Source organism: Bradyrhizobium sp. 191 (genome assembly GCF_023100985.1).
Taxonomy (GTDB): domain Bacteria; phylum Pseudomonadota; class Alphaproteobacteria; order Rhizobiales; family Xanthobacteraceae; genus Bradyrhizobium; species Bradyrhizobium diversitatis.
In genome coordinates, this window is the sequence record NZ_CP064692.1 from 5850400 (window position 1) to 5873853 (window position 23454).

Here is a 23454-nt window from a genome sequence, read left to right on the forward strand (position 1 = left end):
TTTCTGAAGAGGTCGGCGTTGCCCACCTTGAGCCGGTAGGCTCGGGGTGCTGATTCCACAAAGGAGAGCAACGCCATGAAGAGAGATATCACACCGGCTGGTTCGCCGGCGACTGGGGCTGTGGACGAAGCGTTTGCGGAAGTGCGAGCGAGCTTCGATCGGTTCTGCCTTGCGGCAGGGATCGAGGCGCTCGGCACGATGATGGAGGCGGATGTGACGGCGGCCTGCGGGCCGCGCCACGGTCGCGATGCGGCGCGGCGGGCGCACCGTTGGGGCCGAACGCGGGGACGGATCGGTTTCCACGGCGGCAAGATCGAGGTCGAGCGCCCGCGGATCCGGGGCGTGGACGGCCGCGAGGTCACGATCCCGAGCTGGGAAACGGCGGCGCAGGAGGACTGGCTCGGTCGCTGGGCGATGAATCTGATGCTGATCAATGTGTCGACGCGCCGGTTCGGCCGCGCTGTCCGGCTGCCCGAGGGTGACGTGCCGGCACCGCCCGGATCGGGAGTTTCGAATTCGGCGGCCTCGCGGAGGTTCGTAGCGCTGTCGGCGGCGCGGCTGGCCGACTTCATGGCTGCCGACCTGTCCGCGCTCGACCTTCTGGTGGTCCAAATCGATGGGCTGCATCTCGGCGACGATCTCGTGCTGGTCGCCGCGATCGGGGTTGACGGCGAAGGCAACAAGCATCCGCTGGCGCTGGTGGAAGGGGCGACCGAGAATGCCGCAACGGTTCAGGCCCTGCTGGACAACCTGGTCTCGCGCGGGCTCGCCCCGACGGTGCCAAGACTGTTCATCGTCGACGGCGCGAAAGCGTTGTCGAAGGCGATCCGCCGCACCTTCGGTTCGGCCGCTGCGATCCAGCGCTGCCAGATCCACAAGGCGCGCAACATCATGGAACGCCTGCCGAAAGAGCATCATGCGGCCACCCGTCGGGTGCTGCGCCAGGCCTGGGAGCTCGATGACGCCGACAAGGCTGAAAAATTGATCCGCAATCTCGCGCGTCGACTCGACCAGCAATGGCCCGGCGTAGCGGCGAGCATCCTCGAAGGCCTCGACGAAATCCTGACTGTCGTCCGGTTGAAGCTGCCGAAGGAGCTTCGTCGATCGCTCGCCTGTACCAACATCGCCGAGAACATGATGGGTACCATTCGCCGCGTCACGCGCAACGTCAAACGCTGGCGGGATGCCGGTATGGCCTTGCGATGGGTCGCGGCCGGCATGGGCTTCCGACGATTGAAGGCGCATAAGCAATTGTCGGTTCTGCGTGCGGCCCTTCAAGCTCGCCACAATCGCATGACGACCAACCCCGTTGCCCACGTCACGAGGGCCGCGTAACATTCATTCCGGCAACGTCGGCCCGACGTAGTTCAACAGCGATCGGGACATCCCCTTGTCGAGGCCGTCACCCGAAACAGCAGTAATGTCGGCGATCAACCCCACTGCAGCTTCACCCAGAAAGCTAAACCTGATATCCGGCTTCTTGCCGGTTGCGAGCGCCTGCTCAGACGTGAGCTTTCCTATTTTGCTAGAAGCATAGAGGAAAATTGTCTCCCACATCGCTCCCAGTCGGTCGCTACCTGGCTTGTTAAGTACGAGCGGCAGCTTTGTCGCACTGATCATGGTCGAGCGCTTCATTTAGGTCATGAAGGCGCTGCTGAATTGCCCTCCTGGAAAAGACAAAGATGGGAATTCCGAGGCGATTTAGGGTCAGTCAGCTCTGCTGCTGTTTGCAGAATCGGTCGGAAACGACGCGGTGCGCTCTTGGCGTTTCGTCGATGTTGCGGTGGAAATTCTCCAAATGGTCTTTGAAGAATTGGTATTTTGGGCTTGTTACAGCGTCGGTCAGCTCGTTATAGACGGCGCGGAAATTCGAGAAATCGCTCATATTCGCCCTGGCTCAGCAATGGTATGTAGACAATACCATGCGAACGTTTGTGCTACACTGTCTGGTATAAACGAACCATCAGATCATGGACTGATAATCGTCATGAAGGTGGGCCGGGAAGAATCGGGTCTTCGCCGAACGGGCGGTTGATAATCGACAGCGCATCAGGCGCAGTGAATACGCGGTTGCGGGCATAGCCAGTCCGCTCCACGAGAATCTTGCGCTCGATAAGCTGCTCCACTGCTTGGGAAGCTGCCTGCACAGTGATGTCGAGAAGCTTAGCCAGGCGCTTCACGGTTAGAACTGGATAATGGGGTAATACATCGAGCGCGCGAAGGCTGGCAGAGCCCTGCCGGAATTTCCGACGTTCGCGCCACATAGCGCCAAGTGTGGCCAAGGCCTCGCGCGTCTTGAGTAGCTCATCGGTCGTGCCGACCACTGCATCTGCCATGAACCCCACGGCTTCGTGCCATTCCAGCCGTTGCTGCGCTGCCTTGAGGGAGTCGTAATAAGCCGTCTTGTGGGACTCGATGTAGGGCGAGAGATAAAGCGGCATCATTCCCTCTGCCGCCATCATCAGCGGTAACAGCAGACGCCCAACGCGGCCGTTGCCGTCGCGGAATGGATGGACCGCCTCGAAATGCGCATGCGCCACTGACATTCGCACGATGAAGCTCTGGTACATCGCCTGCATCCCCTCGCAGCGCATGTATTTCACGGTGTCTTCGAGGCAGGCCGCGATATCGGCAGGTGGCGTTGGATTATAGGTCGAATACGCGATGTCGCCTCTGCCGCCGATCCACACCACCCGCTCTCGGAAATCTCCGGGCTTGTCATTATAGTCAGCATCGCCACGCATAACGGCACGATGCAAATCCTGAGTCAGAGCGGTCGTGAACAATTTCAGCTTTTCTTTGCGCGCGCGGGGCAGAAAATTATCGAGCGCGAGTGCGTAGTCGCGCACTTGCGCGACGGCTTCGCCCTGCGGGGAATCTTCGCTTTCCTCAACTGACAGCAGTTCGTCGAGTGTGCTGTTCGTCCCTTCGATCGACGAACTGCTTACAGCCTCGCGCCGGGGCAATATGCGGCTGATGAAATAGGGGTCCTTGAGTTCCGCCGCGAGTGTCTCAATTCGGACAAGGGCCGCGTCCGCCCCCTTAAGCCGTGCGAGGACCGGACCCACCGCAATCCCCTCCTCGGGCGGCGGCAGTGGAACGACCCCGTAATGCGAGTCGAACGGCGACGGTAGTCGTTTCAGTCGCTCCCGGATGGCATGGCTGAGATGGTCGCGATTCACGGAAAACCTTGGGTAAGAAAGCTCTATGCCTGACCATATTCAATGTTATTTCTAAAAACTTCAATAAAGATTCAGGATTCCGGTCTGAATGCAAAGAAATTCGGCTATTTTTGCCTTTCTGGCATTGGGGAACGCATTTGAAATGTCGCCCGGCCGCATAGCCAGCGTCTCGCCTTGGGACAAGTGTTCTTATTTCTGCTCATTAAACGCAGAGCCAAATGCGGATCTGGGCTGCAGCCCACCCAATTGTGGCGGGCTCCCCTCCACCCGTCGAATTTCCGGCTGAAGGACCACTCTCATGCCTGCCGCAACCGCTTACGTCCTCCATGTTCCGGAGGGCCGGCGTGACATTATTCTGAGCTACGCCGAAGAAAATCGGCACGACGCCACGCGGTACGTCGCCGAACCCTGCCGAGCTTTTCCTACGGTAGCAACACGTTGGTCGTGCTGGCGTGCTTTCGCGACGGGCGCGATCACGCACATCGCCGACGGCCGAAAGGGCATGTCGGCGGGGACCGGGTTGGCCCGGCTCAACATGACCGAGTTGCAGAGATTGGAACGGCCCCTTCCATTTGAAGAACTTGTCGGCCTCGTTCCCGCAAGATTCAGGGCCCCCCTTCGTCGGCACCGGCGGATTGCTGCCGCCAAAGACATTCGCGGCCGCGGTGGACGCGTTGACGGCGCGCGATCCCAACCTGGCCGCAAGGCTGGCGCGGTTTTCGGAGAACCGCGCCCGGGCCATCCCGGGTCTGAGATGGAAAGAAAGAGAAGAATCTTGCCGTGCAAAAGGAATCCCTGGGACTTGCACTTGCGATCGCAGGGGTGCCGCGGGCTGAAATGCTCTCTTGGTCGCCGACGCCTGGAAGACCGGCTTCGTTCCTCGAAGGCTTGCCGGGCGCACGCGTCCGCGAAGACGTGATGATCATCAAGGATTTCACATCCTTGCCCGGATTCAACGCCATCCGCGATGCTTCCAAGGTCGCGGCCATGATCTTTGTGAATCCGACTGATCATGGCGAACCGGACGCCCCTGGAAGAACAGACCGGCGCCGACCTTATCTGCTACAACGAGACCTACGGCGCCTTCGTGCTGGTGCAATACAAGGCGATGGAACAGGCCAAGGACGGCCCCGAATTCCGCTGGCGGGACGGCGATCAATTCACGCAAGAAATCCAGCGCATGGACGTGTTGCTGGCCGAACTCGCCAAGTGCGGCGCCGACCGCGCGCCCGAGGGCTACCGCCTTTGCAACAATCCGTTCTTCCTGAAATTCTGTCCGCGCGTCGTGTTCAATCCGAACGACGAGGGCTTGTTCAAGGGAATCTATCTTCCGCTTGACCTTTGGAAGAGCTTGCATACGAACGGACGGTTCAAGGGGCCGAAGGGCGGCAACGTTATTGGGTTCGACAATGTCGGACGACGGCTCTCCAACGCTGAATTCATCTCGCTCGTCACCAACTCCTGGGTTGGCACGACCATCCTGCAGTCTGCCGAACTTGAAAAAGTTATCCGGTCGGTTCTCGAAACCGGGCGAACCGTGATCTTCGCGGTCAAGCGCGAGACAGCGTCGGATGATTCGGACGGAATTCCAAGGTCAACCAAGAACAGCAACGACGCACTCTCGCCGCTGTTTACATCAGCCCCACAGCTAAAAGCCCGCGGTCCTTGCTCCTGAGATCGCAAGTATCCGATAGAACTCGACTCTCCAACATAGAGATCGACGCCCGGAGGACGCGGTCGCATCGAAACGAAACGTGGGCTGCATGTGATCGCCTCAATCTGAAACAGACCCCACTGTGGGGCCTGCCTTTGGGCGAACTGCAGCAAGACCGGCGCCAGAGGAGGCGGGCGCGAGGTGCTGAGGTGCTGAGGCCATTCGTATGATCTCGAAGGCGTCCGGTGGGCCGTCGCCGCCGCTCGTTGGGATGTTGAAATCCCGGGCGGCAAGCTCCAGCTCGAGCTCAGTGATCCGCTCAAAGATGCGAGCAGCAATCGCCTCCGACTCTTCCGCGGTTAAGGATCGAATGCCCCGCAAAGCAAGCTCGTCTCTGAGAACCTTCGCCACAATTAATTGGATGGCCATTGGATCAATAGTCCTAAAACGAATCCAACCGCAACCGGAGGGTGAGCGCAAGTGGTTAGGCGGTTTCCCGCGGTGCTCCGGCTAGCCCTCTCGGCATGGAATGCCGAAGCTGTCGCAGGTAATCGTTCGCTCATTGCTTAGGCCAGCTGATTGCTTCGGAAACACCCCCGGCGTTCGCGCGCTGGGGTTTTTTTGCTTGTCAGGCCCAAGGCGGTCGACCTAGGCTGCTGTCATTGTTAACCGGGAGGCGGACGTGGCGACAGGCATTGTGAAGTGGTTTAACGCGACCAAAGGATTCGGCTTCATCCAGCCCGATGACGGCGGCCAGGATGTTTTCGTGCATATTAGCGCGGTGGAGCGCGCCGGCTTATCGGGCTTGGCTGAGGGCCAAAAGGTCTCTTATGAAGTTCAACTTGATCGGAAGCGCGGCAAGAGCAGCGCAGAAAATCTGCGCGTTTGACGACTGCCGCAACATTAGATCGGCGGTTTTGATCACTGCACTTTTTGCCCGAGGTCTCTCAAGAGCGCGTGGAGAAAGTCGCTGGCATGGTCGTAACGCGCGTTGCCATCCGTGATTTGATGGGCGCGCGGCTCCATTATGCGACCAACGGTTTCGAAGCCGAGCAGGTCAACTTTGTCCGACCATTGCTGCAATAGGCTTTCAGGAATGTCTTCCGCAGATCCGAACAGCTTCAAAAGGCAATGTTCGCCCTCGTGTTTGTGGTCGTGATGAGCCTTCGCAGCATAGAAGGCGAACAACCCACGAAAGGCATCACGGGAAACGGCAGGTTTTGCCATTGCAATGTCCCCCGAAAGAGCTGAGTTCTTAATGAGCCGAAGTTTGAAGCCGTCGTGAAGGAAAAGCTAGCAAAAAGTCGATTCATTCGCAGTCGATGTTAAACAAAGAGGCCGCCCGAAGGCGGCATCAGTTGTGTATGACGCCGATTTAAGATCGTGCTCAAAGCATGAGGTCACCCACGGCGCCGGCACGACCCAATCCCTGGCATTCAACCTATTGCAGACAGTGCGCTCTCACTCCGAGAAATAGCGAAGTAGGGCAAATACGGACCGGTGTCACGGAGCGGCGCCGTAGGCCGGAGGCTGTGGATTGACGTTCCGGCCTCCCAAGAGTCTGAGCGCACCATCAGCACGATGTCGTTGAGCGCGCGCGCATAATCGGGATAGGGGGGAGCCTCGCGGCTCCGCCCCTCCCACACCACCGGACATACGGGTCCGTATCCGGCGGTTCGCTGGATTAAGCGGCAAGAGTTGTTCTATTGCCGCTGTAGTTTGGATATCAGCAACCGTGGCCTCGGCTTCGACTCCTCCGATCAGCGCCAGTCCGAGTTTCACCCTTTCTCCAAACGGAGGCCGGATGCCCGGAATTCAGCCGCATGCCGATGCTATGTCGCTTCATCTACTCGTCACTTCCAGCGTTCAGGCCTTCAGCGAAACTCGTTCCGCCTACTATGCCCTCTGCTGACTTCTGCACCGCGCTCAACACGCCTCACGGCGGGTTCAGTCCGGCAGGACCGGACAACGCCACAGATCTCCCGAGGTAAGTTCGACCGCCTTCACCGCGCACCCGCCGGATTTACCACCCCGGCCGTTGATGACCGTGGACTTCGCGATCCGTTGCTCGCTCGTCCGGCCGGGCGGGCCTCTTTTATCCGGTTCTTGTCCATCGGTTCGCGGCTTTGCTCCACGCTTCCTTCAGACCCTGCCTCGCGGCAACGCCCTTGCGCTTCGCTAACCCTTCGCCGCCATCAGGCTGGGCAGAAGACTTTCACCTCCAAGCTGTCGAACATGCTCGGCACACAACGAAATAGGCCGCCATGGGAGGCGGCCTTTAGTTCATCTTCCTGCGGAGCTTCTTGATGAGCGCGCGCTGGCCTTCGATATCCTCTTGGACAGTCTGCCGCAATTCTTATCGGGCTCCCGATGGTGCAGGGAAACGACCTCAGCCGTGGGCAAGGCAGGCTGAGGCCGTCCGCTACTTGGGGAACGGCGCCGGAGCCATCCCTCAATGAGCTCGATTGCCAATTGTTCCCGAAGAAGGGGCCGCCGGGGAACAAAGGGTATCGATCATCCGGAACACCAAAATAAACTTGGCACGGTCCGTGCAAGCAAGATGAGTATCCGGGATTTTGTTAGTTCCCTCTCGGGGCTGGACTGATCGCCGCCGGGACAATGTATTTCGATCCCGGCGGCGTATTCATTCGGCTACAGGCTCAAAGCCGATCCAGACGCTTGCCGAGCATTGCGAGGCACATGCTCGCCCTCAGCGCGTAGCTCGCCAGCCTGAGGGCGCATGGTTACGGCGAGAAGCTGGATCATCCTCTGCCGGATCGTCAAGCTCGCTGTCGTCGCCTTCGTCGTCGGGCTCCAGTTGCATATGGTTTTCGGTCGCGTCCAGAAACCGAATAAGCCGGTCAATCTCGTCTCTGGCCTCCTTGCGGAGTCTCCCGATAGCCTGGAAGATTTGCTCGGGGGAAGATGGCGCTGACGACGTCGTCCTTGTCCGGGAAATTCTCCGGCAACCTGACGTCGGACGACATTATCGCTAAGCTACGCGCCGCGAGCTCCTCGCAGATCAAGGAACTACTGGCCGGTAAGATCAAGACCTACAAGGCCGTCAAGGACCGCACGGGGCGCTCGCTAATCGTCGACAGCACGGGCCACATTGCAGAGGTTGCGAGCTTGTTAGACGGGCAGCCGAAGCCAAAGGTCGTTGCTGGACAGCGTACCGGCCGGCGTGGCTATCTCCATATCGACGACGCGAAATGAGCCGGGCTCGTCATCATACAGGTAGCGAAGGTGCCAGACCGGGCCAAGTTCTGGTGTAACGGCGAAGTCATCTAAGGCAGTCGCGACGTATCGAACGGCATCGCGATGTGCTATCGGCGCGGAGAACATCGTGTCCAGCAGCGTGGCAAGGCTCATGCCCTCCAGGAGCATGGTTCGCGCGACTTCGTCTCCGTAGACGAGCCTGATGGCCGATACGAGGGCCGCGATAGCGTCAGGGTTCTTTAGAGGCACGGCAGATTCGTTTCAGGCCAAAAGCCGGACCATTGACGCAAGGGCGTGCGGACGGCGGTTGCGTGTTTTCGCAGGGCCATGGACGTCCGCTACAACACCTCAGCACGAACCTTAGCCACGCCACGATCCGTAATCCCCAAGCTGCGCGCGGCGGCGAGCGAGAGGTCGAGGACGCGGCCACGGACCCATGGTCCGCGATCGGTGATTCGAACCACCACCGACTTACTCGTCTCAAGATCAATGACGCGGACTCTCGTGCCGAACGGCAGACGGCGGTGCGCCGCGGTTAGTAGATTCCGATCAAACGATGAACCGCTCGCTGTCTTCCCTTTGGCATACGAATAGTACGAGGCTTTTCCGGAAATGGCTCGATTGAAAGATTGACCGCCTGAACGATCTTTCAAGGCCTCTTGTCCGTCCGGAGGTTCCGCTTGCGGCTCATCCTTCTTTATCTGGTCGAGTCCTTCAGGAGCGGGCTCCGCGTGAGCCTTTGGAATGATAGACCATCTCTCATTAAATGTTTGCCCAACAGCAGGGGTCGCGTGAAGCCCCGACCAAGCGGAGACCATTGCAATCACAATCATTCCAGAAAGCGGACGCATGATCGACCTCGCTACAAATCACAAAACAGAGAAACAATGCAAACTCATAAGGCGCGTTCCGGCACATCTGGGATTCATATGCTGAGAGGTGATTTCATACCGATGTTTCTGGAATGTGTTCGGAACGTAGACGCAGTGCAGCAAGCAGATAGCCCGCTGCAACGCATCACGTTAATCGGCGAGCAGTTCTAGAGCTCTCTGGCGAAGCGAGCGTCAACACCGCGTGTGCGTGCAGGCGATTCAATCAGTAGCGTGAATGTCTTCGCCTGACTATAGAGACTAGGAGGACATTGAAACGGACCGCGACAATTGAGTGGGGCGAGAGGCCGCGTAAGACGCTGCGTACGTTATCCAGCCTCGCTCGCAGTGGATCGCAAACGGACGTAACGACCGGCTCGTCACGTTGGTCCGTCGTCGCCGCTCGTGGGGATGTTGAAATCCCGCACGGCAAGCTCCAGCTCGAGCTCAGTGATCCGCTCAAAGATGCGAGTAGCAATCGCCTCTTCCGCGGTTAAGGATCGAATGCCCCGCAAAGCAAGCTCGTCTCTGAGAATCTTCGCCACAATCAAATGGACGGCCATTGGATCAACAGTCCTAAAACCATGATCCAACCGCAACCAGAGAGCGAGCGCAAGTGGTTGGGCAGTGTCCCGTGGTGCTCCGGCTAGCCGTCTCGGCACGGAATGCCGAAGCTGTCGCAGGTATCCAGGCTATCTGATTGGTCGCGGTGCACTTTGCTTGAGCACGAGCTGACCAGCGTCTCCAGCTTCGATTGCTCTTCGCTCAAGCGCCTTTCGACAAACTGGCGCTCAAACTCGGTCAAGCTTGTTTGCAATAAGTGGCGATAGCGTTGAATATTGTTGCGATGTGCACGCGCCAACTGGTCGTCAATCATCGTCGTCTTCCTTTGACGAATGCTAATTCATTCCTTTTTTGCTTCACGGGGTGAGGTGGCCCCGAGGCAACATTCCAAAACGTCGCCGGAGCGGAGTATCCCCGCTCCGGGACGTCGCCATTCCCCTGACCGGGGCATTACATCCCGGCCATCTATTCTGACGGGACTTAGATGAGGGATGCAAAGAACACCCAAAGGGACAGTGCGCGCAGCGCTGTCCTTAAAACTAGTTGGCTTTTCTGCTGCAATCTGTGAACTACTTCACAAGCGAAACGGACATCGTCTGTTACTGATATCTCCCGAAGGTCTCAAGCAGGTCGGACGTCAAGCTCTCGTGCAAGCGCCGACCATGTGGCGCTGACCGGAGAGGAGGCGGGGGTGAATTTTCAGGTCACGGTGCTGAAGATCCTGGTGAGCTACCCGGACGGATTTGCCGTGATGGACGACCTCAAGCGCGACATGGCGATCCTGGCGACCGGCGGTCGGGACTAGGCCGATCGCACCAAGCGGCTGGCCGCGCGCGTGCCGGACCTGGACATCTTTTCGCAAGGCCTGGTCGCGCGCGAAAATGGCGGCTGGAAGATCACCGTCAAGGGGCGGACGGTGCTGGAGTTCATGGAGGCGCGCCCGGTCGCCGACCAGGCGATAGAGGCGGTATCAGCCGTAGACGCGCCGCTGCCGTCGCTGCCGCAGCCGGCCGAGCGGGCGAGGCAGCGTCGCGAACGTCGCGAACGTGCCCGCGAGGCCCGTGAACGGGCGCGGGCGAAGGCTTCCTACTCTGCCTAGCGGCCCCGTTCAGAACGCTCCTGGACGAAGCCGTAGCTCATTGCGGCGAGGAGAGCGCGCGGATTTGTCCGTCAGCGTCCGAAACCGCCGACCTCCGGATCACAGTGGCATCGCCCAAGTCACCCATCGGCGGATCCGGAACGGCTGTCCCCACGGGCAAGCAATCGAGCCTTTGCCACGGCAACGAAATCGCGCTTCGCGCATTGGTCGACGGGACAGGGTATCGACCCAGATGACGCCATGGCTCGGAGCAAGCAGTTCCTACTCGAGCAGATCGCCCGCGCGCAGCGTTTCGCGCCGGCGATGAATACCGACGCCGATCGGGAAAGATTCGAGAAGACGGCGGCCGAGCTGCGACGCGAATTGGATGCCGTTGAAGCGGCGGAGGGTCGGTCGTCCGCGGTCGGCGAAGCGAACCCGTCGTCCCAGGAGCAGGCGGTCCAAACGAACTCGTCTGTGCAGCCGGCGCCCGAGACCGCAGATCAGGCGGTAACGGCACCAGCGGCGAGTTCGGGAGGCGATCAGGGCCCAACGACGGACTAGCCGTTCTCAAGCTGCTCTGGCTGTGCGTCACGCGACGACGAGGTTCGATCCGACAGAGCGGAGAGGCTGATGACCGCCAGTCCGAGACGGATCTCGATCGTCATGCTCTCGGATGGAGTTCTGATTTGCCCCCGCCCCGCCGGCGTCCATCAAAAGCAAAACGCGATGATTGGTTGCGCGTGAGGTACGAACCGCTGTCGCGGATGCACAGTCTTCCTCAAGGACGACTTCGCGCGGCCGCCTTTCGATCGACGTTCATCGTCACCCGAACGCCCCGGCCTGGCGCGGTTTGGACGTCGAGGTCCGTTTTTCCGCTTTCTCTCAGAGTCTGGACGATAAGCGCGCCGATCTTTCCCGGAACCGGCCAGACGCCGCCTTCGGGCAGACCGACGCCGTCGTCGGCGATGACGACACGATACCGGTCCTCGCTGTGGCGCACGCATTCGACCGTGATCACGCCGCGGTCGCGGCGACGGCATGTTTGAAGGAGTTGGTCAGAAGCTCGTTCGCGACAAGTCCCACAGACAGCGCGGTGTTGACCGAGACCGGCGCGTAGTCCGTGTTCTGATCGAGCCGAATTCCCTCGACGGCGCAGGTGTTCATCACGGCGGCCGCGATCTGGCTCAAATAGTGGCCGAGATCGACTTCGTCTCCCGCGCCGTCGCTGGAAAGCGCCTGGTAAAGGAGGTGCAAGGATTCGATGCGGCCGGCAAGCGTCTGCAGGTTGACCTTTTCGCCCCGCCTTTCGTTGCGCGCTTCGAGCCGTATGAGCGCGACGATCAGTTGCAGATTGTTCTTCACGCGATGCTGCAGCTCCCGCAGCAGGGTGTCCTTGTCGCGAATCCGGCGCGCATACTCCTCGCGCTCCCGGTCGGTTATGTCGATCAGCGCGGCTATGCGATAATTTTCGCTCCCGTCCTCGTTCTGAATGAGACCGGACAAGGCCTCGACGACAAGCGGTTTTGGATGCTCCGCACGAAAGGTGCCGAGAAACTCTTCTCCGCTTCGCAGCATTGCCAGGTCCAGCGTGACCTTCGAATCGTTTTCGTCCTTGAATCCGGCCAGGATCGACCAGCCCTTGCCCGCGCAATCCGTGTCCCGGTCCAGGAGAGTTTCGAATGCTTTGTTCGCGTAGCAGATGCGCTGATCGCCGCGAAAGAATTTCGAGACGACTAGGGCAATGGGGATGTAATCGAGGAACTACTTGAATTCTTCCGTCTCGATGGCCCTTCGAGAGTTCTGCCGAGTCGAACTGATCGTTGATCTGCTGGGCGGTCTCGGACAGCTCCGGATCAGGTTGCTCGGACGACATCGTCGGCCCTTTCCTCGACTTCCTTGCGCGGCTTCGGCACCTCGTTTCCATGGCCGGCAATTCACCCAGCGGTCCGCGGGGGAGGCGCTTTTGCTGCGGATGCTAGGGCACGCGCGCCCCATCTGCAATCGGGAACGGAATGCCGCCGGATCGATTAATCGACATGTCCGAACGCGTGATCTACGAAAGCAGCAATGGCGATGTCTGGCTCTTGGCGCGCGCCCCGGCGTCGCAGATGCCGGCCGTGAAGCACCGGCCGAACGTCAGCTCTGGCGGCCGGTCGTCCTATACGGAGATCGGCAAATTCCTGCGCAATGGGGCCAGTGGCCCGGAACACCAGGCGCTGCTGCAGCTCATCGGCACCCTACTCGACGGCTGACCCGCCGGGCCCGCGCGCGATGTTCGTGCAACGGCGGGAGGTTGCGGTCTCTCAGACGAGGCGGTCTGCGCGGCTGGACCTGTCGGCGCTCGCCCCGTGCGGGTCCGAGGCGGCTGCTGCAGTCTGCGCGGTGGCGCTTAGCAGTTCACAATTCAATTGCGCTCCATAATGAGGAATCGAACAGATGCATCCTTTGTCAGCTCCCGATTTCGCCGGCGGCGCTGGAGCATGCAGCGGCGAGAGGGGTTATCAGAAAGCGAAGGAAACGAGGGCGGCCTTGGGCTGCCTAGAAAGGAGTTGTTGTCGATGACGATGATCGCCCCAAACATGCGCTCGCGCATAGGCCCATCACGCTTAGCCAGCCAGAAAACGGCCGACGCTTGAAGAAGCCGGCAAAAACCCGGGAAGAACTCGAGGCCGCGATCAGGCTGGAAATGGAGGATATCAGCGAGTTGCCGACGGATCTCGCCATCTCGGTCGTGCCGCACGAGGATACCTGGAAGGTCACGATCATGACGCACGGACCGCAAGATGCGGGTCGCACCGACATGATCGCGGCGATCGCGGCCTGCGCAGCCAGTTCGACCTTAAAGGTTGACCTTTCCGCGCGGATCTCTTGGCTCTTTCATCGAACGCCTTCGACAGCGGTCTGCCGCCTTTCGCTTGCGCAGGGCGTTGCGCTCGCACCTGAGATACGGCGAGCTGGGAGAGAGGGCCTTTGGATGGCCCGCGTAAGTCCTAATCGGGCTGTCAGGCCTCGCCGGGCCCGGTGAAGACCGACGCCGGCGGCGTGATGCGTGGCACCGGCAGCGGGCGTTCGGCCCCTCCGGACCGCAAGGGCTCGCCCTTTGCGTCGTACCGCTTGGCGAGGTCCAGCAGACGACGCCGAGTGAACGGGTCGGCAGTCTCGGCAAGGGCTCGAACCCGGTGCGCGAGACCCCGATAGAACTCCTGCTCCATGACGCACTCCCACGATCACTGCCCAGAGTTGAGTACGTCCTTACCCGGGGAGTCAAGACGCGGTGCCGCCGGAAAAAGTTTCGGCATCCGCTTGAGTCGGCGCGGTCGCTGGAATTAGAGTTGCGGTGCGGGGGAGATCCGATGGCGGTGCTTTTTTCGATCAGGAAGGCGTGTCCGGTCTGCGGCAAGCCGATGGTTGCCGTGCCCGACAAGATCGACGAGCGGCGGTCGCGCTACGTTTGTACCCGACCCGCTGTGCAACCCGACGGCCCGCAAGTGGGCAGACAGTCCGCTGCGCCCCCCGACGAAGTAGTTGTCGGACGCTGGCGCGAGATGCGGGCGGCTGCGACGCCGTCGGCTTCTGCATTCGGAAATCCGGGAGATTCCGCCCGGTGAGGAACGACACCGGCGCGGTCTCGTTGGTGCTTCGGGCCCCGAAAATGCCTGGCCGGCGTGGTTCCGCCCCCAAGCCCCCAAAAGCCCCCAAGGCGGGGCTGCGCTCCAGGCCGCGATCCAGGATGCATTGTGCGGCGGTAGCTCCGGCGCTTAATCTTTCCGTTTCCCTCAAATGAGGTCGCTTTGCGACAAGTGCTACGCCGGGGCGGCACGGAACGTCTCGATCGGGGTCCGGCAGCCGCGGGGGACCTAGCGCTAGGCCCATTCACCGACTTGCCTCCCGCGACCAGGAGCCCGAGGCATTGCCGAAGCGCTCGCCAAAGGGCAGCCATGCCCAACTTCAGGCCTTCATGTCCAGATCGTCATGAGCCATCAATGCCGCAACTGCCGGTGAATCTGATGGCGGGCGATTTCGTTGCCGCGCGCATCGACCACCGACAGTTCGGTGTCGTCGTAATCCCGGTCATCGGTGCCGATCTCGACGGCGACGCGCGCGCCGTAGGCGTCCGCTTCGCGCGGCGTCGCGAATTCCATTCCCTCGTCGTCCACCGACACGAAGCCGCCGTCCCGGATATGAAAGAAGTACCTTCTCTGCATCGTTGCCTTTGAGCCTTCTGGAACCCAGGGCGGCATCGTGACGCGTGCATGTGGTCATAGGATGACGACGTCGGGTCGTCCCTCTCCGGAGGGCGCGGCGGCCCGCCGGGACGGCGAGCTCACAGCTGGAATCGCTTGCCCGTCACGCTGAGGTCGTCGCCCGCGACGCACCCGCCGGCAGATCGCCGACGTCTCCGATCTCGATCCAATCCTGTGGAATTTCGGAAACGCTCTCCCAGGCCCGGGGCGGCATCGCCGTCGATCCCGGCGACGCTGACGACGATCATGCGCTCCTCCGGCGGAGAACCGAGATGGTCCGCAGCCTCTTTTCGATCCGGCTCGTCCACACCATTGAGGTCGATCGCCCCGTACCCGGTCGCCGTTCCAGGCGTCGCTGCCGAATCCTTGGTATGGGACGACCTGGGGCCGCCCGGCGCCCGGACGGGTCAGCCGTCGCTATGAGACCCACCGCCGAATTCGCCGAACGCGGCGCCGCCCCGCACAGGTCAGCGTCCGGGCGAGAATCGACGAGAGGAGGGAAGCACGCCTGCCCCCCTGACGCCTCCAAATCGCCTGAGGTTGATGGCCTGCCGGGCCGATCCGGTGGTACACAGCGGTGGTCACAAAACCCGACCGGTTTTTTGCATCCTTGTTTTTAGGCGGTTTTAGTGTATTCGCGGGATCGGGGGAGGGAGTCCCACTCTCTCCGCCACCGATTTTCAGCGACGAAAAATCCTTCAAAATCAGAGGTTTCGTGAACCGATGGCTTTTTGCGGTGGACACTACGGTGTAGCACTCTCCACCATGATTTATGGCGCGTTCGGACGAAATTCTCGACTCGAAAGTCCGGGCGACAGAGGCGATCGGCGCTGAATCCTCGCGCAGCCGCTGGATCGACGCTCGCGTCGCTTGGAGAGCGCAAGGAGCGTACCGTGAGGGCCGACGGCGAGGGGGTTTCAGGTGCTCGACGGCAAAGAGGGCGCGCCCTCACGGGTCAATTTCACTCCGTTCCCACCAGAGAGGGCTTGTCCGCCTCGCGAGTCATTGCTTCCCGTGCACGTCGTCCGCGGCTGCGCGCAACCTGCTGGGCCCGAGAAAGCCGTCCTGCCCGACGCGCGCCTCGCTCCGAGATAGCCGCTCTCCGAGTGATGGAACGGTATTGCGTTTCGTAACGATATATCCAAGAGCAGTTCTGCGCCGCAGGCAGCACTGAGCCGCTTTCTTGCAACCTTGAGACTGGCATGAGATGCCTATCGCGCAGCGGTCGACACAGCGCAACCTGATGATCAGCGAGACCAAATGGCGCTCAAAAGACACTCCACTTTGCTCCGGGAAAATACATTTCGCCCCAATCAGCCCGTTGTAGTGAAAGAACTAAAGAGCTCTTGTTGAAACAAGAGCCCTGATCGGGTGGTCGAACCGGCGGCAGCTTATGATTCGCTTCCGTGAGTTAAGTCGCCGCCTGCGCGATAGAGTTTCCGATTCTCACTAGGCAATTCGCTTGGACCTGGCCCACATACTTGCAAGTCTCGGTGGCCAACATGAAGAAGGATCTACACGAGGCCTCCACAGCCGGGAATTGGTGCGAAAAACTCTAGCCAAAATCGTCACACTCGGCTGCCGCCCCTGATCGATGAGCTGTCCCTGGTTAAGGGTGACGGTCGCATCGCCGCGCGCATGAAAAGCCTCGCCAGGGTCGATCTCCTCATCCTTGATGGTGTGAACGGCCTCACCTCAACGGCATCATAGTGCCAAGGCGTGGCCGCCAGAGCGCCACAAAGAAGGAAGACCGTCCGCGACGAAGTTTACGTTGATCCGCCACAACGTCAGGCCGCCGTAGCTCGCGATCGCCGAGCTCGGGGATCTTCATACACAGCCCTGTCTGCCAATCCGTAGCGATCAGAGATGCAAGCTGTGCTTATGACGTAGGGGCGATCGCCAGATCCACAGCACGGAGGCCGCGCCCAGCACGCTGCTGGCCAATAGCGTAGTGCACAGGCCAGGCCCGGCGCCGACCACACCGCCAAGCAGTGCACCTAGTGGTGCAAGCCCCCACACTACGCTTCGGATGCTCGCGTTGACACGACCCTGCACCCGGTCCGGAGCTAGCGCGTATCGAACGAGGACCTGGTGTACGTTGTAGATCTCCTGACCGAACCACAGCACGAACTGCGAAAGCGCCACGCACACGATTGCCGCCCATCGCGGCTGCGTGAGAAGCGCTGTCAGAGTCATGCCTGCGGCGCTGAGCGCCAGGGCGACCATCAACACAGGCCCAAGGCCTATCGTGCGGCCGGCCCACGATGCGGTGAGCGCACCCACCACACCACCGAGGGCGCCGATGCTGAGTACTACCCCTGTCGTCCAGCCGTCCAAAGCTAGATGCTTCGTCAAATAGAGCAGAAAGACAGCGGAGTAAGCGTTGTAGCAGAAGATGAAGCTGCCGGTGGCCAACGTGACAGCACGCAGAATTGGGTTGCCAAACACCGTCGTCAGTCCTTCCGTGATCTGACCGAGTACCGAACCTGATCCAGCGGGCGGTGGCTCAGCCGCCCGCATTGGCACCAGTAGCAGCAACGCGGTCGCGAGCACGAAAGAGGCCGAGTCGGCGAGAATTGCGAACGGCGCGGAGAACGCGCTGACTAGCCAGCCTGCGAGGAATGGACCGACTGCCACAACGCCAGATCTGCTGAGCTGCCAGGAACTCTGCGCCCTGACGAGTCGAGCCCGATCCACGACCGTCGGCACACATGCCAAATAGGCCAAGTCGGCGATAACTGCGGCCGTCCCGACAAGCGTGGTCGCCATATATAGCAGGAACATTCCGAGTTGCCCAAGGCTGGCGAGAATCGGAATCGTTGCGAGCGTTACCGCCATCACCAAATTGGCGGTCAGCAGGATGCGTCGGTGTGGGAGGCGGTCCACGAGCACCCCGGCGAACAGGCCGATCATCAGGTTCGGCGCCCGGCCGTAGGCAAGCAGTAGCCCGGTCTGTGCCGGGCCGGCCTCCAGCAGAGTGATTGCCGTCAGCGGTAGCGCCAGCACGGTCACTTCGGAACCCAATTCCGACACCGTACGCCCGGCGAGCAGTGCCAAATAGCTGCGTGGCAATCCACGAGCTGTTGTGGAGATCTCAGCGGGATTCACGCGTCGATGACCAGGCTCGAGGCCGACAAATAGCCCAATCGGGCCAATTCACTGCCGGCGATGCCCTCGAACTCCGCGATCTGCGCGGGCGTCAAATCCTGCGTGTGGCGACCAAGGCGACCGGCGTGCAAAGGCTTGCCCGTGGACTCGGCCGCCGGGTGGCCGTAGGGCCGTTCGAACAATGCGTGCTCACATTCGGCGTGTCGCAGCACGGCCCCGTCCCAGGGCAGGTGCAAGTGATTCAGAACTCGCATAAGGCTGGAGCGGGGACTCGTCACCAGATCTTCATAGCGAACCTCAAGATAGCGCTCTGGCGGCGCGAGGCGATGCGGCTGAGATACAATCTCGCGCCAGCCGTGCGCGGCTTCAGCTACGGTCCGGTAACCCCACTCCGGTACGGTTCTCAAATGCGAGGCCGCTAGGTCGCGACCATCGCGTACGATGTGCACGAAATGCGCATCTGGCCACAGACCAGCGAAGACGTCGATTTGGGCGATCTTGCGTTGCAGCTTCAGGCCCCATCGCTTGGCTCCGGTTTGCGCTCTGCGGAACTCACCAATCTCGTTGATCAGACTGCATCTGTCGGTGAACGAAACGATGTCGCTCGCTAACTCCTTCATCACGTTCGTGACGAGTCTACGCACGTCGTCGAAGTTCAAGCCGAACCGCAGGCATTGCACTACGAAGTGCGCGCCGTCATACCAGAACGGGTCGATTGCGCTTTTGACAATGCCGGTGACCCGTGGGTCATTAGCAGCGAGCAAGTCGGTCGCGTCCAGGACATGCGGGCCGAGGTTCGGCGGTTCTAGGAAATCGATCTCCGGCCCAACGACCAGATCGCGATGCGAATCCAGCACGACGCTCAGCAAGGTCGTGCCGGACCGGTTATCGCCCCCGAGCAGAACCGGCGAGGTGGAGAACGCGGCGGCCTCGGGCATGGCGGTGTCCCCTATTCGACTTCTCGTGTTCATGGATGGCTCGGCTCGGTGAACCAACGCCGGACCGAATCCGCGGTTGCGAGGAAGTGATCACCGGCAAACCGCACCGCCGCGGCCATCAGGTCCGTATCGCGGCCAGTACTCTCTAGTCGGACCAGAGCCGCCGGCAACGCCTGCCCGGCGGCTTCAATCGCGGCCTGCACGTCTGCATCGGACAGCGCGGCAGACGGCATGAAACGGCCACCGTACTGCATAAGGAAGCCGCGCGACCACATCTCCTGGAAGAACGCGAAACCAAGATCGGCGTTGGCAAACACGACGTCGAACATCGTGGGCCATGCGAACGCGCGAGCCCGCACCTGTTGGCTAGCGAAGACCCCGTTGAGACCGTTGATAATTCGCATGCCAACCTGTCGCATCCGGGCGAGCGCGGCGCCGTTGCGCAGGGCGTCCAGGGTGCTCAGCGCTGCCGCAAATGGGGTGATCTCGCGTTGATAGGTGTTGCCCAGGTAGGTCTTCTCGGCGGCGTTGAGCACCTCCGCTCGCCCTGCGACCGCCGAAAGTGCCATGCCGTTGGCCAGTCCCTTGCTAAGTGTGATCAGGTCGGGTGCAAGCCCGACCGCGGTGTGATAGCCGCCGAGGCCGTAGCGGAATCCTGTCATAACCTCGTCCAGGATAAGCAGGGCGCCGCGCCGGTGGACGAGATTTTGCAATTCCCGGTGATATTCGGGTGGGAAGAAGTTGACCTCGGGTGATGATTACCGCGGCGACGCGCTGCTCACCGGAAAGTTTCTCGAATAGGTCGAGATCGTAGCGGAAGTCGACACTGCCCCGGTCCCGGTCGGGTAGCCCCATCGCGGGACGGTCCTGCAAGTGCCAGTCGTGCCAACCGTGATACCCGCTGGTAAGCACCAGATTCGTACCCATGTGCACGCGAGCTAGGCGGATTGCGGCGGTCGTAGCGCAGGAGCCGGTGCGGAAAAACAACGAGCGTTGCGCTCGTGGGAATATCTCCGCGAGCCGTTCGGCCAGCTCGATCCGGTGCACGGACAATGGCCCGGGCAGGATGCCGCCGGTGCGGCGCAGCTCTGAGACGACATGATCGACGACCGGTTCATATCCGGCTCCGAGCGGTGCAGCTCCACTACAGGAGGTGAGATCCACGTATCGTCTTCCGTCGACATCCCAGACATGCGCGCCGGAGGCACGGCTCATCACGAGGGGAAAACGCCGATTGAGATCCCATTTCTCTGACGCGGTAACCCGTAAGGCACGGCGCAGTGCCGATTTGTGCGTATCCGTCACCGCCAACGTGGCATGGGGCGTGCTGAACATAAGAATTCTCCGGTCTCAGCCGATCAGGCCAGTTGCGTGATGATTCTGCGCGCGATCCGCAGCGCATTCGCCTGAATGGTGAAGGTCGGGTTGACCCCTCCGGGATACGGGAAGAACCCGCCGTCCGCGACGTAGAGATTGTCGATGTCGTGCACGCGACCCCAGCGGTCGACCACGGACTCCCTTGGATCATTCCCCGCTCGACAGCCACCATGCAGATGACCGCTACCGAACTGATACATGGACTCCTCGTAAGCGATCTTTTTCACGTCCGCCGCACCAAGCAGGTCCGACGCGCGCCGGGACAAATAACCTAATCGCCGTTTGTCCAGTGGATGAGTCCGGTATTCGAGAATGATGTTGGACAAGCCTAGCTGATCGTAACTGTTAGCTAGTCGAACCGCGTTGCTGCGCATAGGTTGGTCGGCCGCCAGGAAATGCACTCTCAGCGTGACGTTTCGGCCACGGACCTCCCGCTGTGCCGGACTAGCTTCGTAAATAAGTCCGCCTAGCCCGGAGGGTGCCTCGGCGTCGAGGTAATGATCGGTCATTGCAACGGTTGAGAACGGCCCGCCGGGCGGATGCGAAGGCACGCGGTCGATCGTGACGGTGCCAGACACGTAGCCGCTGACCTTGAAGCAGATGCCGCGCCCGAGCATGCCACTGGCGTTGCCGATGCCGTTAGGCGCCGCTCGCTGCGCTGAGCGTAGCAACAAGGCGGCAGATTGAATCGCATTGCCAGCGAGCACCACGCAGCGGGCGCGGACCCGGGCGCGGTGCCGAGTGACCACGTCCAGCCATTCCACGGAGTCCGCGCGGCCAAGGCTACCAAGCGCGATATGTACAGCTTTGCTGCCAGGGGCGATCGACAGCGCGCCCGGCGGCAGGGAGACGTCAGTGAACGAGGACCGCGCATCGGCCCGCGCGCCGCTTGGACAGAGGTGTTCGTTACAGGGGCCGCAGCGGTCACAAGCCGCGTGGCCGCGGTACGGGATAGAATTGATTGCCAGCGGGGTGGGAAATGGCAGCCGGCCGAGACGTCCGCCCGCAGTCGCGATCAGTTCGCCCTGCAAGCTATATCTGTGCGGCGGCAGCACGGCGGGATCGCTGGGGGGCTCGAGCGGATCGGCACCAGCTAGTCTAGCTATCCCGATCCGCTGTTCGAGCTCCTCGTAGTAGGGACGTAGTATATCGTAATCGACAGGCCAGACCGGATCGAGCGCGTCCGCGGCGACATGCGCTCTCGCGTCGAAATCGACGGTGCGATAGCGGAATGCGATGCCTGCGTACAATGTCAACCCACCGCCGAGCGCCGAGACTGTCCAGGGTCGACCCAACGGCCTCAATGTACCGGTAGGAGAGCGCGCCAGGGCGGCATCATCGACGCCGTTTCGAACCGTTGCCAGTGAGGCACCGGCGGGAAGCGTCCGGCCTGCTTCGAGGACGAGCACCCGGAATCCTTTTCGGGCGATCTCGTGGGCGACGATTGAGCCACTGGCGCCACTGCCAACTACACATACGTCAACGGACTTGGACATCATTGTCCCACCTGTCGCAAGAGACATCGGCCAAGACTCATGGCGAAATGTCTATCAATGGGCAGGACGGCTGCGTAAACTGTTACTGCCCGCATCGAACGTACGGCCGGTCAGACCGTCGCGACCCACTTTGAAATTCTTACAATATGACGCTCCGTAAGGATCAAGTGCTTTGAGCGGTCTGTTGCCTGAATACGTTCAGTATCCGCGGAGGTGGCGAGCGATGAATTTTGAAAGACAAGCCGGTATCCTCAAAGAGCACTTGGCGATGAAGCGGGCGGCAACGAGCCGCGCTGACATATCCCCATCGGCGGAAGGCTACCTTGGCGTTGAGCGCACGCCATGATCATACGGGCCCTTCTTGCACTGCCGAAACGAAAGCTCCGCCTTTTTGAGTTCGAACGAGAGATGTGTTCGCCAGTGAGCGACAATAGCTCTCGAGGGCAAGACGAAATTAAGGGTATAGCAAACAAACCCCGATTCAGAGGGGCACAGATGTCAAGCCATACAAGGCTGGTGAGGTTCAAACCCTGGAGAGGCACGCGAGACCAATAAAGGCTGCGCTGATGATGCAGCCTATCAAGATATTTTAGCGGTCTGCCCATACGCCTTCCGGTGCGGGCATCTAGACCTTTCATTTTCGTTTTTGGGCATTGCCTTCATCTTCATAAAACGACGCAACCTTTCAGCGTTGATTGGCCCGGAGATTGGGACTTTATTCTTGGCCTCTGCCAGCCTCTAGCAAGCTGGATCCGTACCCCTCACCAACGGGGTGCATAGCCCCTAACTTCCGCAGGAGCCTGGCGCATCTCTTTAGTTCAACTTGTAGGAGGCCTGGAAGAACGTTCCCCATCGCTCCATGCTGTACTTCGCAAGAGCATGGGTCTGATCGGGTATACAGCCTCTGCAGTTGGTGACGTCGCTATCGTTTTTGGTCCACATTGCCCAATACCGCGCACCAACGCCGATGCTGAAATTATTGGTGAGGAAGTAGGATAACATAGTTTCGATCTGAACGCCCGCACCGCCGTTTCCGCGCTGATAGTAGACTCTAGTTTTAGGATCAAGAAGATGATGATCGCGACCATTGAAATCGGTCCACGGCAAATAGGCAACGTCGGCGCCTAAACGCCAGCGTTCGAGCAGCATGGCCTCGGCGCTGAGACCGACGCGAGGTGCATTCCAGTCAGTGTCTTGACTGCCAATGAGCCTCCGATCGCCCGGCGCCAGGCACGCAAGGGTGGGGGAGGCGATCTGTAGGCATCCTACCGTATCGGACTTCTGGCCGTAGTAAGTCCATCCGAGAAAAGCGCCCAATTTGTAGGTGCCGTCGCGGAGAAAATCGTAACCAACATCGGCCGTGTAATACGTCAACCTCCCATTTGCCTGGCTTGATAACATATTGCTATACGCGCGGCCGTAGATGCTCGAATCTTCGTTGTTGTGTTTGAAGCGTCCGACACCAATATTGCCCTTCAGGAAGATCCCCCAGGGGTTATCAAGGCGGGCAAAGAGTTCGCCGGAAACGCCATCTAATCCCTGATAGGTGAGCCTTGAGCTAGGAATAGCGCTCTCTCCAGGCATCGGGGGTGGGAGGGTGAAGTCCCACTGGAATGTTCCCCGGCTGAGCCAAGCCCGTGAGCCGCCTTCAATCGACCAATCATCCGTATATGCAACGGGCTTCGCTTTGGCAGTCGCTTTATCCGAGTACAACGCCGCATC

General features: G+C 60.6%; 26 protein-coding genes and 1 pseudogene. 8 read left to right on the top strand and 19 right to left on the bottom strand.

Features of this window, described 5'->3' with window-relative positions:
- The first annotated feature begins 75 nt into the window (after positions 1-75).
- Positions 76-1335, top strand: a complete 1260-nt coding sequence (locus tag IVB23_RS27280; RefSeq protein WP_247800659.1) for an IS256 family transposase — start codon at positions 76-78, stop codon at positions 1333-1335.
- A 3-nt stretch (positions 1336-1338) separates the two neighbouring features.
- On the opposite strand, the gene IVB23_RS27285 is transcribed toward IVB23_RS27280, so the two are convergent.
- The 3 genes from IVB23_RS27285 to IVB23_RS27295 form a co-directional block, all read right to left on the bottom strand.
- Positions 1339-1620, bottom strand: coding sequence for a hypothetical protein (locus IVB23_RS27285; RefSeq protein ID WP_247800660.1), 282 nt, complete (start codon positions 1618-1620; stop codon positions 1339-1341).
- 91 nt (positions 1621-1711) lie between these two features.
- Positions 1712-1885, bottom strand: coding sequence for a hypothetical protein (locus tag IVB23_RS27290; protein ID WP_247800661.1), 174 nt, complete (start codon positions 1883-1885; stop codon positions 1712-1714).
- Between the two features lie 100 nt (positions 1886-1985).
- Entirely contained in the window at positions 1986-3182 is a 1197-nt protein-coding gene (locus IVB23_RS27295; protein ID WP_247800662.1) for a Fic/DOC family N-terminal domain-containing protein, read from the bottom strand.
- Positions 3183-4194: 1012 nt separating this feature from the next.
- Here IVB23_RS27295 and IVB23_RS27300 point away from each other — a divergent pair.
- Complete coding sequence (locus tag IVB23_RS27300) at positions 4195-4857, top strand: hypothetical protein (RefSeq protein WP_247800663.1); 663 nt, start codon at positions 4195-4197, stop codon at positions 4855-4857.
- Between the two features lie 99 nt (positions 4858-4956).
- Here the strand turns inward: IVB23_RS27300 and IVB23_RS27305 are convergent, their stop codons facing one another.
- On the bottom strand, positions 4957-5265 hold the full coding sequence (locus IVB23_RS27305; RefSeq protein WP_247800664.1) for a hypothetical protein: 309 nt from the start codon (positions 5263-5265) through the stop codon (positions 4957-4959).
- A 253-nt stretch (positions 5266-5518) separates the two neighbouring features.
- Between IVB23_RS27305 and IVB23_RS27310 the strand changes: the two genes are divergently transcribed.
- The gene (locus IVB23_RS27310) at positions 5519-5725 is read left to right on the top strand and encodes a cold-shock protein (protein WP_060912597.1); all 207 of its coding nucleotides are present in this window, start codon (positions 5519-5521) and stop codon (positions 5723-5725) included.
- 32 nt (positions 5726-5757) lie between these two features.
- On the opposite strand, the gene IVB23_RS27315 is transcribed toward IVB23_RS27310, so the two are convergent.
- On the bottom strand, positions 5758-6063 hold the full coding sequence (locus IVB23_RS27315) for a hypothetical protein (RefSeq protein ID WP_247321868.1): 306 nt from the start codon (positions 6061-6063) through the stop codon (positions 5758-5760).
- 1698 nt (positions 6064-7761) lie between these two features.
- On the opposite strand from IVB23_RS27315, the gene IVB23_RS27320 reads away from it, so the two are divergent.
- Positions 7762-8052 carry a hypothetical protein gene (locus tag IVB23_RS27320; protein ID WP_247800665.1) on the top strand — a complete coding sequence of 97 codons (291 nt, stop codon included), beginning with the start codon at positions 7762-7764 and terminating at the stop codon, positions 8050-8052.
- Positions 8053-8393: 341 nt separating this feature from the next.
- Here the strand turns inward: IVB23_RS27320 and IVB23_RS27325 are convergent, their stop codons facing one another.
- The 3 genes from IVB23_RS27325 to IVB23_RS27335 all read right to left on the bottom strand — a co-directional run bounded on the left by IVB23_RS27325 (position 8394) and on the right by IVB23_RS27335 (position 9801).
- On the bottom strand, positions 8394-8906 hold the full coding sequence (locus tag IVB23_RS27325; RefSeq protein WP_247800666.1) for a septal ring lytic transglycosylase RlpA family protein: 513 nt from the start codon (positions 8904-8906) through the stop codon (positions 8394-8396).
- 398 nt (positions 8907-9304) lie between these two features.
- A complete protein-coding gene (locus IVB23_RS27330; protein ID WP_247321871.1) occupies positions 9305-9487 on the bottom strand; it encodes a hypothetical protein in 183 nt (60 codons plus the stop codon).
- An 83-nt stretch (positions 9488-9570) separates the two neighbouring features.
- The gene (locus tag IVB23_RS27335; protein WP_247800667.1) at positions 9571-9801 is read right to left on the bottom strand and encodes a hypothetical protein; all 231 of its coding nucleotides are present in this window, start codon (positions 9799-9801) and stop codon (positions 9571-9573) included.
- Positions 9802-10179: 378 nt separating this feature from the next.
- Here IVB23_RS27335 and IVB23_RS27340 point away from each other — a divergent pair.
- Positions 10180-10587, top strand: a pseudogene (locus IVB23_RS27340) (hypothetical protein).
- 261 nt (positions 10588-10848) lie between these two features.
- Here the strand turns inward: IVB23_RS27340 and IVB23_RS27345 are convergent.
- The 3 genes from IVB23_RS27345 to IVB23_RS27355 form a co-directional block, all read right to left on the bottom strand.
- The gene (locus tag IVB23_RS27345; RefSeq protein WP_247800668.1) at positions 10849-11031 is read right to left on the bottom strand and encodes a hypothetical protein; all 183 of its coding nucleotides are present in this window, start codon (positions 11029-11031) and stop codon (positions 10849-10851) included.
- 316 nt (positions 11032-11347) lie between these two features.
- Positions 11348-11587 carry a hypothetical protein gene (locus IVB23_RS27350; protein WP_247321873.1) on the bottom strand — a complete coding sequence of 80 codons (240 nt, stop codon included), beginning with the start codon at positions 11585-11587 and terminating at the stop codon, positions 11348-11350.
- Entirely contained in the window at positions 11584-11931 is a 348-nt protein-coding gene (locus IVB23_RS27355; protein WP_247800669.1) for a sensor histidine kinase, read from the bottom strand. Before IVB23_RS27355 ends, IVB23_RS27350 begins: the two co-directional genes overlap by 4 nt.
- Here IVB23_RS27355 and IVB23_RS27360 point away from each other — a divergent pair.
- From IVB23_RS27360 to IVB23_RS27370, 3 genes are all read left to right on the top strand, one after another.
- A complete protein-coding gene (locus IVB23_RS27360; protein WP_247800670.1) occupies positions 11914-12306 on the top strand; it encodes a hypothetical protein in 393 nt (130 codons plus the stop codon). The two genes, IVB23_RS27355 and IVB23_RS27360, sit on opposite strands and share 18 nt — an antisense overlap.
- 299 nt (positions 12307-12605) lie before the next feature.
- Positions 12606-12821 carry a hypothetical protein gene (locus IVB23_RS27365; RefSeq protein ID WP_247321875.1) on the top strand — a complete coding sequence of 72 codons (216 nt, stop codon included), beginning with the start codon at positions 12606-12608 and terminating at the stop codon, positions 12819-12821.
- Between the two features lie 380 nt (positions 12822-13201).
- Positions 13202-13594: a hypothetical protein gene (locus IVB23_RS27370; RefSeq protein WP_247800671.1), complete on the top strand. Its 393-nt coding sequence runs from the start codon at positions 13202-13204 to the stop codon at positions 13592-13594.
- On the opposite strand, the gene IVB23_RS27375 is transcribed toward IVB23_RS27370, so the two are convergent.
- From IVB23_RS27375 to IVB23_RS27410, 8 genes are all read right to left on the bottom strand, one after another.
- The gene (locus IVB23_RS27375) at positions 13572-13781 is read right to left on the bottom strand and encodes a hypothetical protein (RefSeq protein WP_247321876.1); all 210 of its coding nucleotides are present in this window, start codon (positions 13779-13781) and stop codon (positions 13572-13574) included. The two genes, IVB23_RS27370 and IVB23_RS27375, sit on opposite strands and share 23 nt — an antisense overlap.
- A gap of 768 nt (positions 13782-14549) precedes the next feature.
- Positions 14550-14732 carry a hypothetical protein gene (locus IVB23_RS27380; protein WP_247800672.1) on the bottom strand — a complete coding sequence of 61 codons (183 nt, stop codon included), beginning with the start codon at positions 14730-14732 and terminating at the stop codon, positions 14550-14552.
- Positions 14733-14893: 161 nt separating this feature from the next.
- Positions 14894-15061 (bottom strand): hypothetical protein, encoded by a 168-nt coding sequence (locus IVB23_RS27385; RefSeq protein ID WP_247800673.1) that lies wholly within the window; start codon positions 15059-15061, stop codon positions 14894-14896.
- Between the two features lie 1612 nt (positions 15062-16673).
- The gene (locus IVB23_RS27390) at positions 16674-17870 is read right to left on the bottom strand and encodes an MFS transporter (RefSeq protein ID WP_247800674.1); all 1197 of its coding nucleotides are present in this window, start codon (positions 17868-17870) and stop codon (positions 16674-16676) included.
- Between the two features lie 47 nt (positions 17871-17917).
- Positions 17918-18859 (bottom strand): sulfotransferase, encoded by a 942-nt coding sequence (locus tag IVB23_RS27395; RefSeq protein ID WP_247321901.1) that lies wholly within the window; start codon positions 18857-18859, stop codon positions 17918-17920.
- Between the two features lie 29 nt (positions 18860-18888).
- Positions 18889-19572, bottom strand: a complete 684-nt coding sequence (locus IVB23_RS27400; protein WP_247800675.1) for an aminotransferase class III-fold pyridoxal phosphate-dependent enzyme — start codon at positions 19570-19572, stop codon at positions 18889-18891.
- Between the two features lie 645 nt (positions 19573-20217).
- A complete protein-coding gene (locus tag IVB23_RS27405; RefSeq protein ID WP_247800676.1) occupies positions 20218-21735 on the bottom strand; it encodes a GMC family oxidoreductase in 1518 nt (505 codons plus the stop codon).
- An 810-nt stretch (positions 21736-22545) separates the two neighbouring features.
- Positions 22546-23445 carry a hypothetical protein gene (locus IVB23_RS27410; RefSeq protein WP_247800677.1) on the bottom strand — a complete coding sequence of 300 codons (900 nt, stop codon included), beginning with the start codon at positions 23443-23445 and terminating at the stop codon, positions 22546-22548.
- Between the last annotated feature and the right edge of the window lie 9 nt (positions 23446-23454).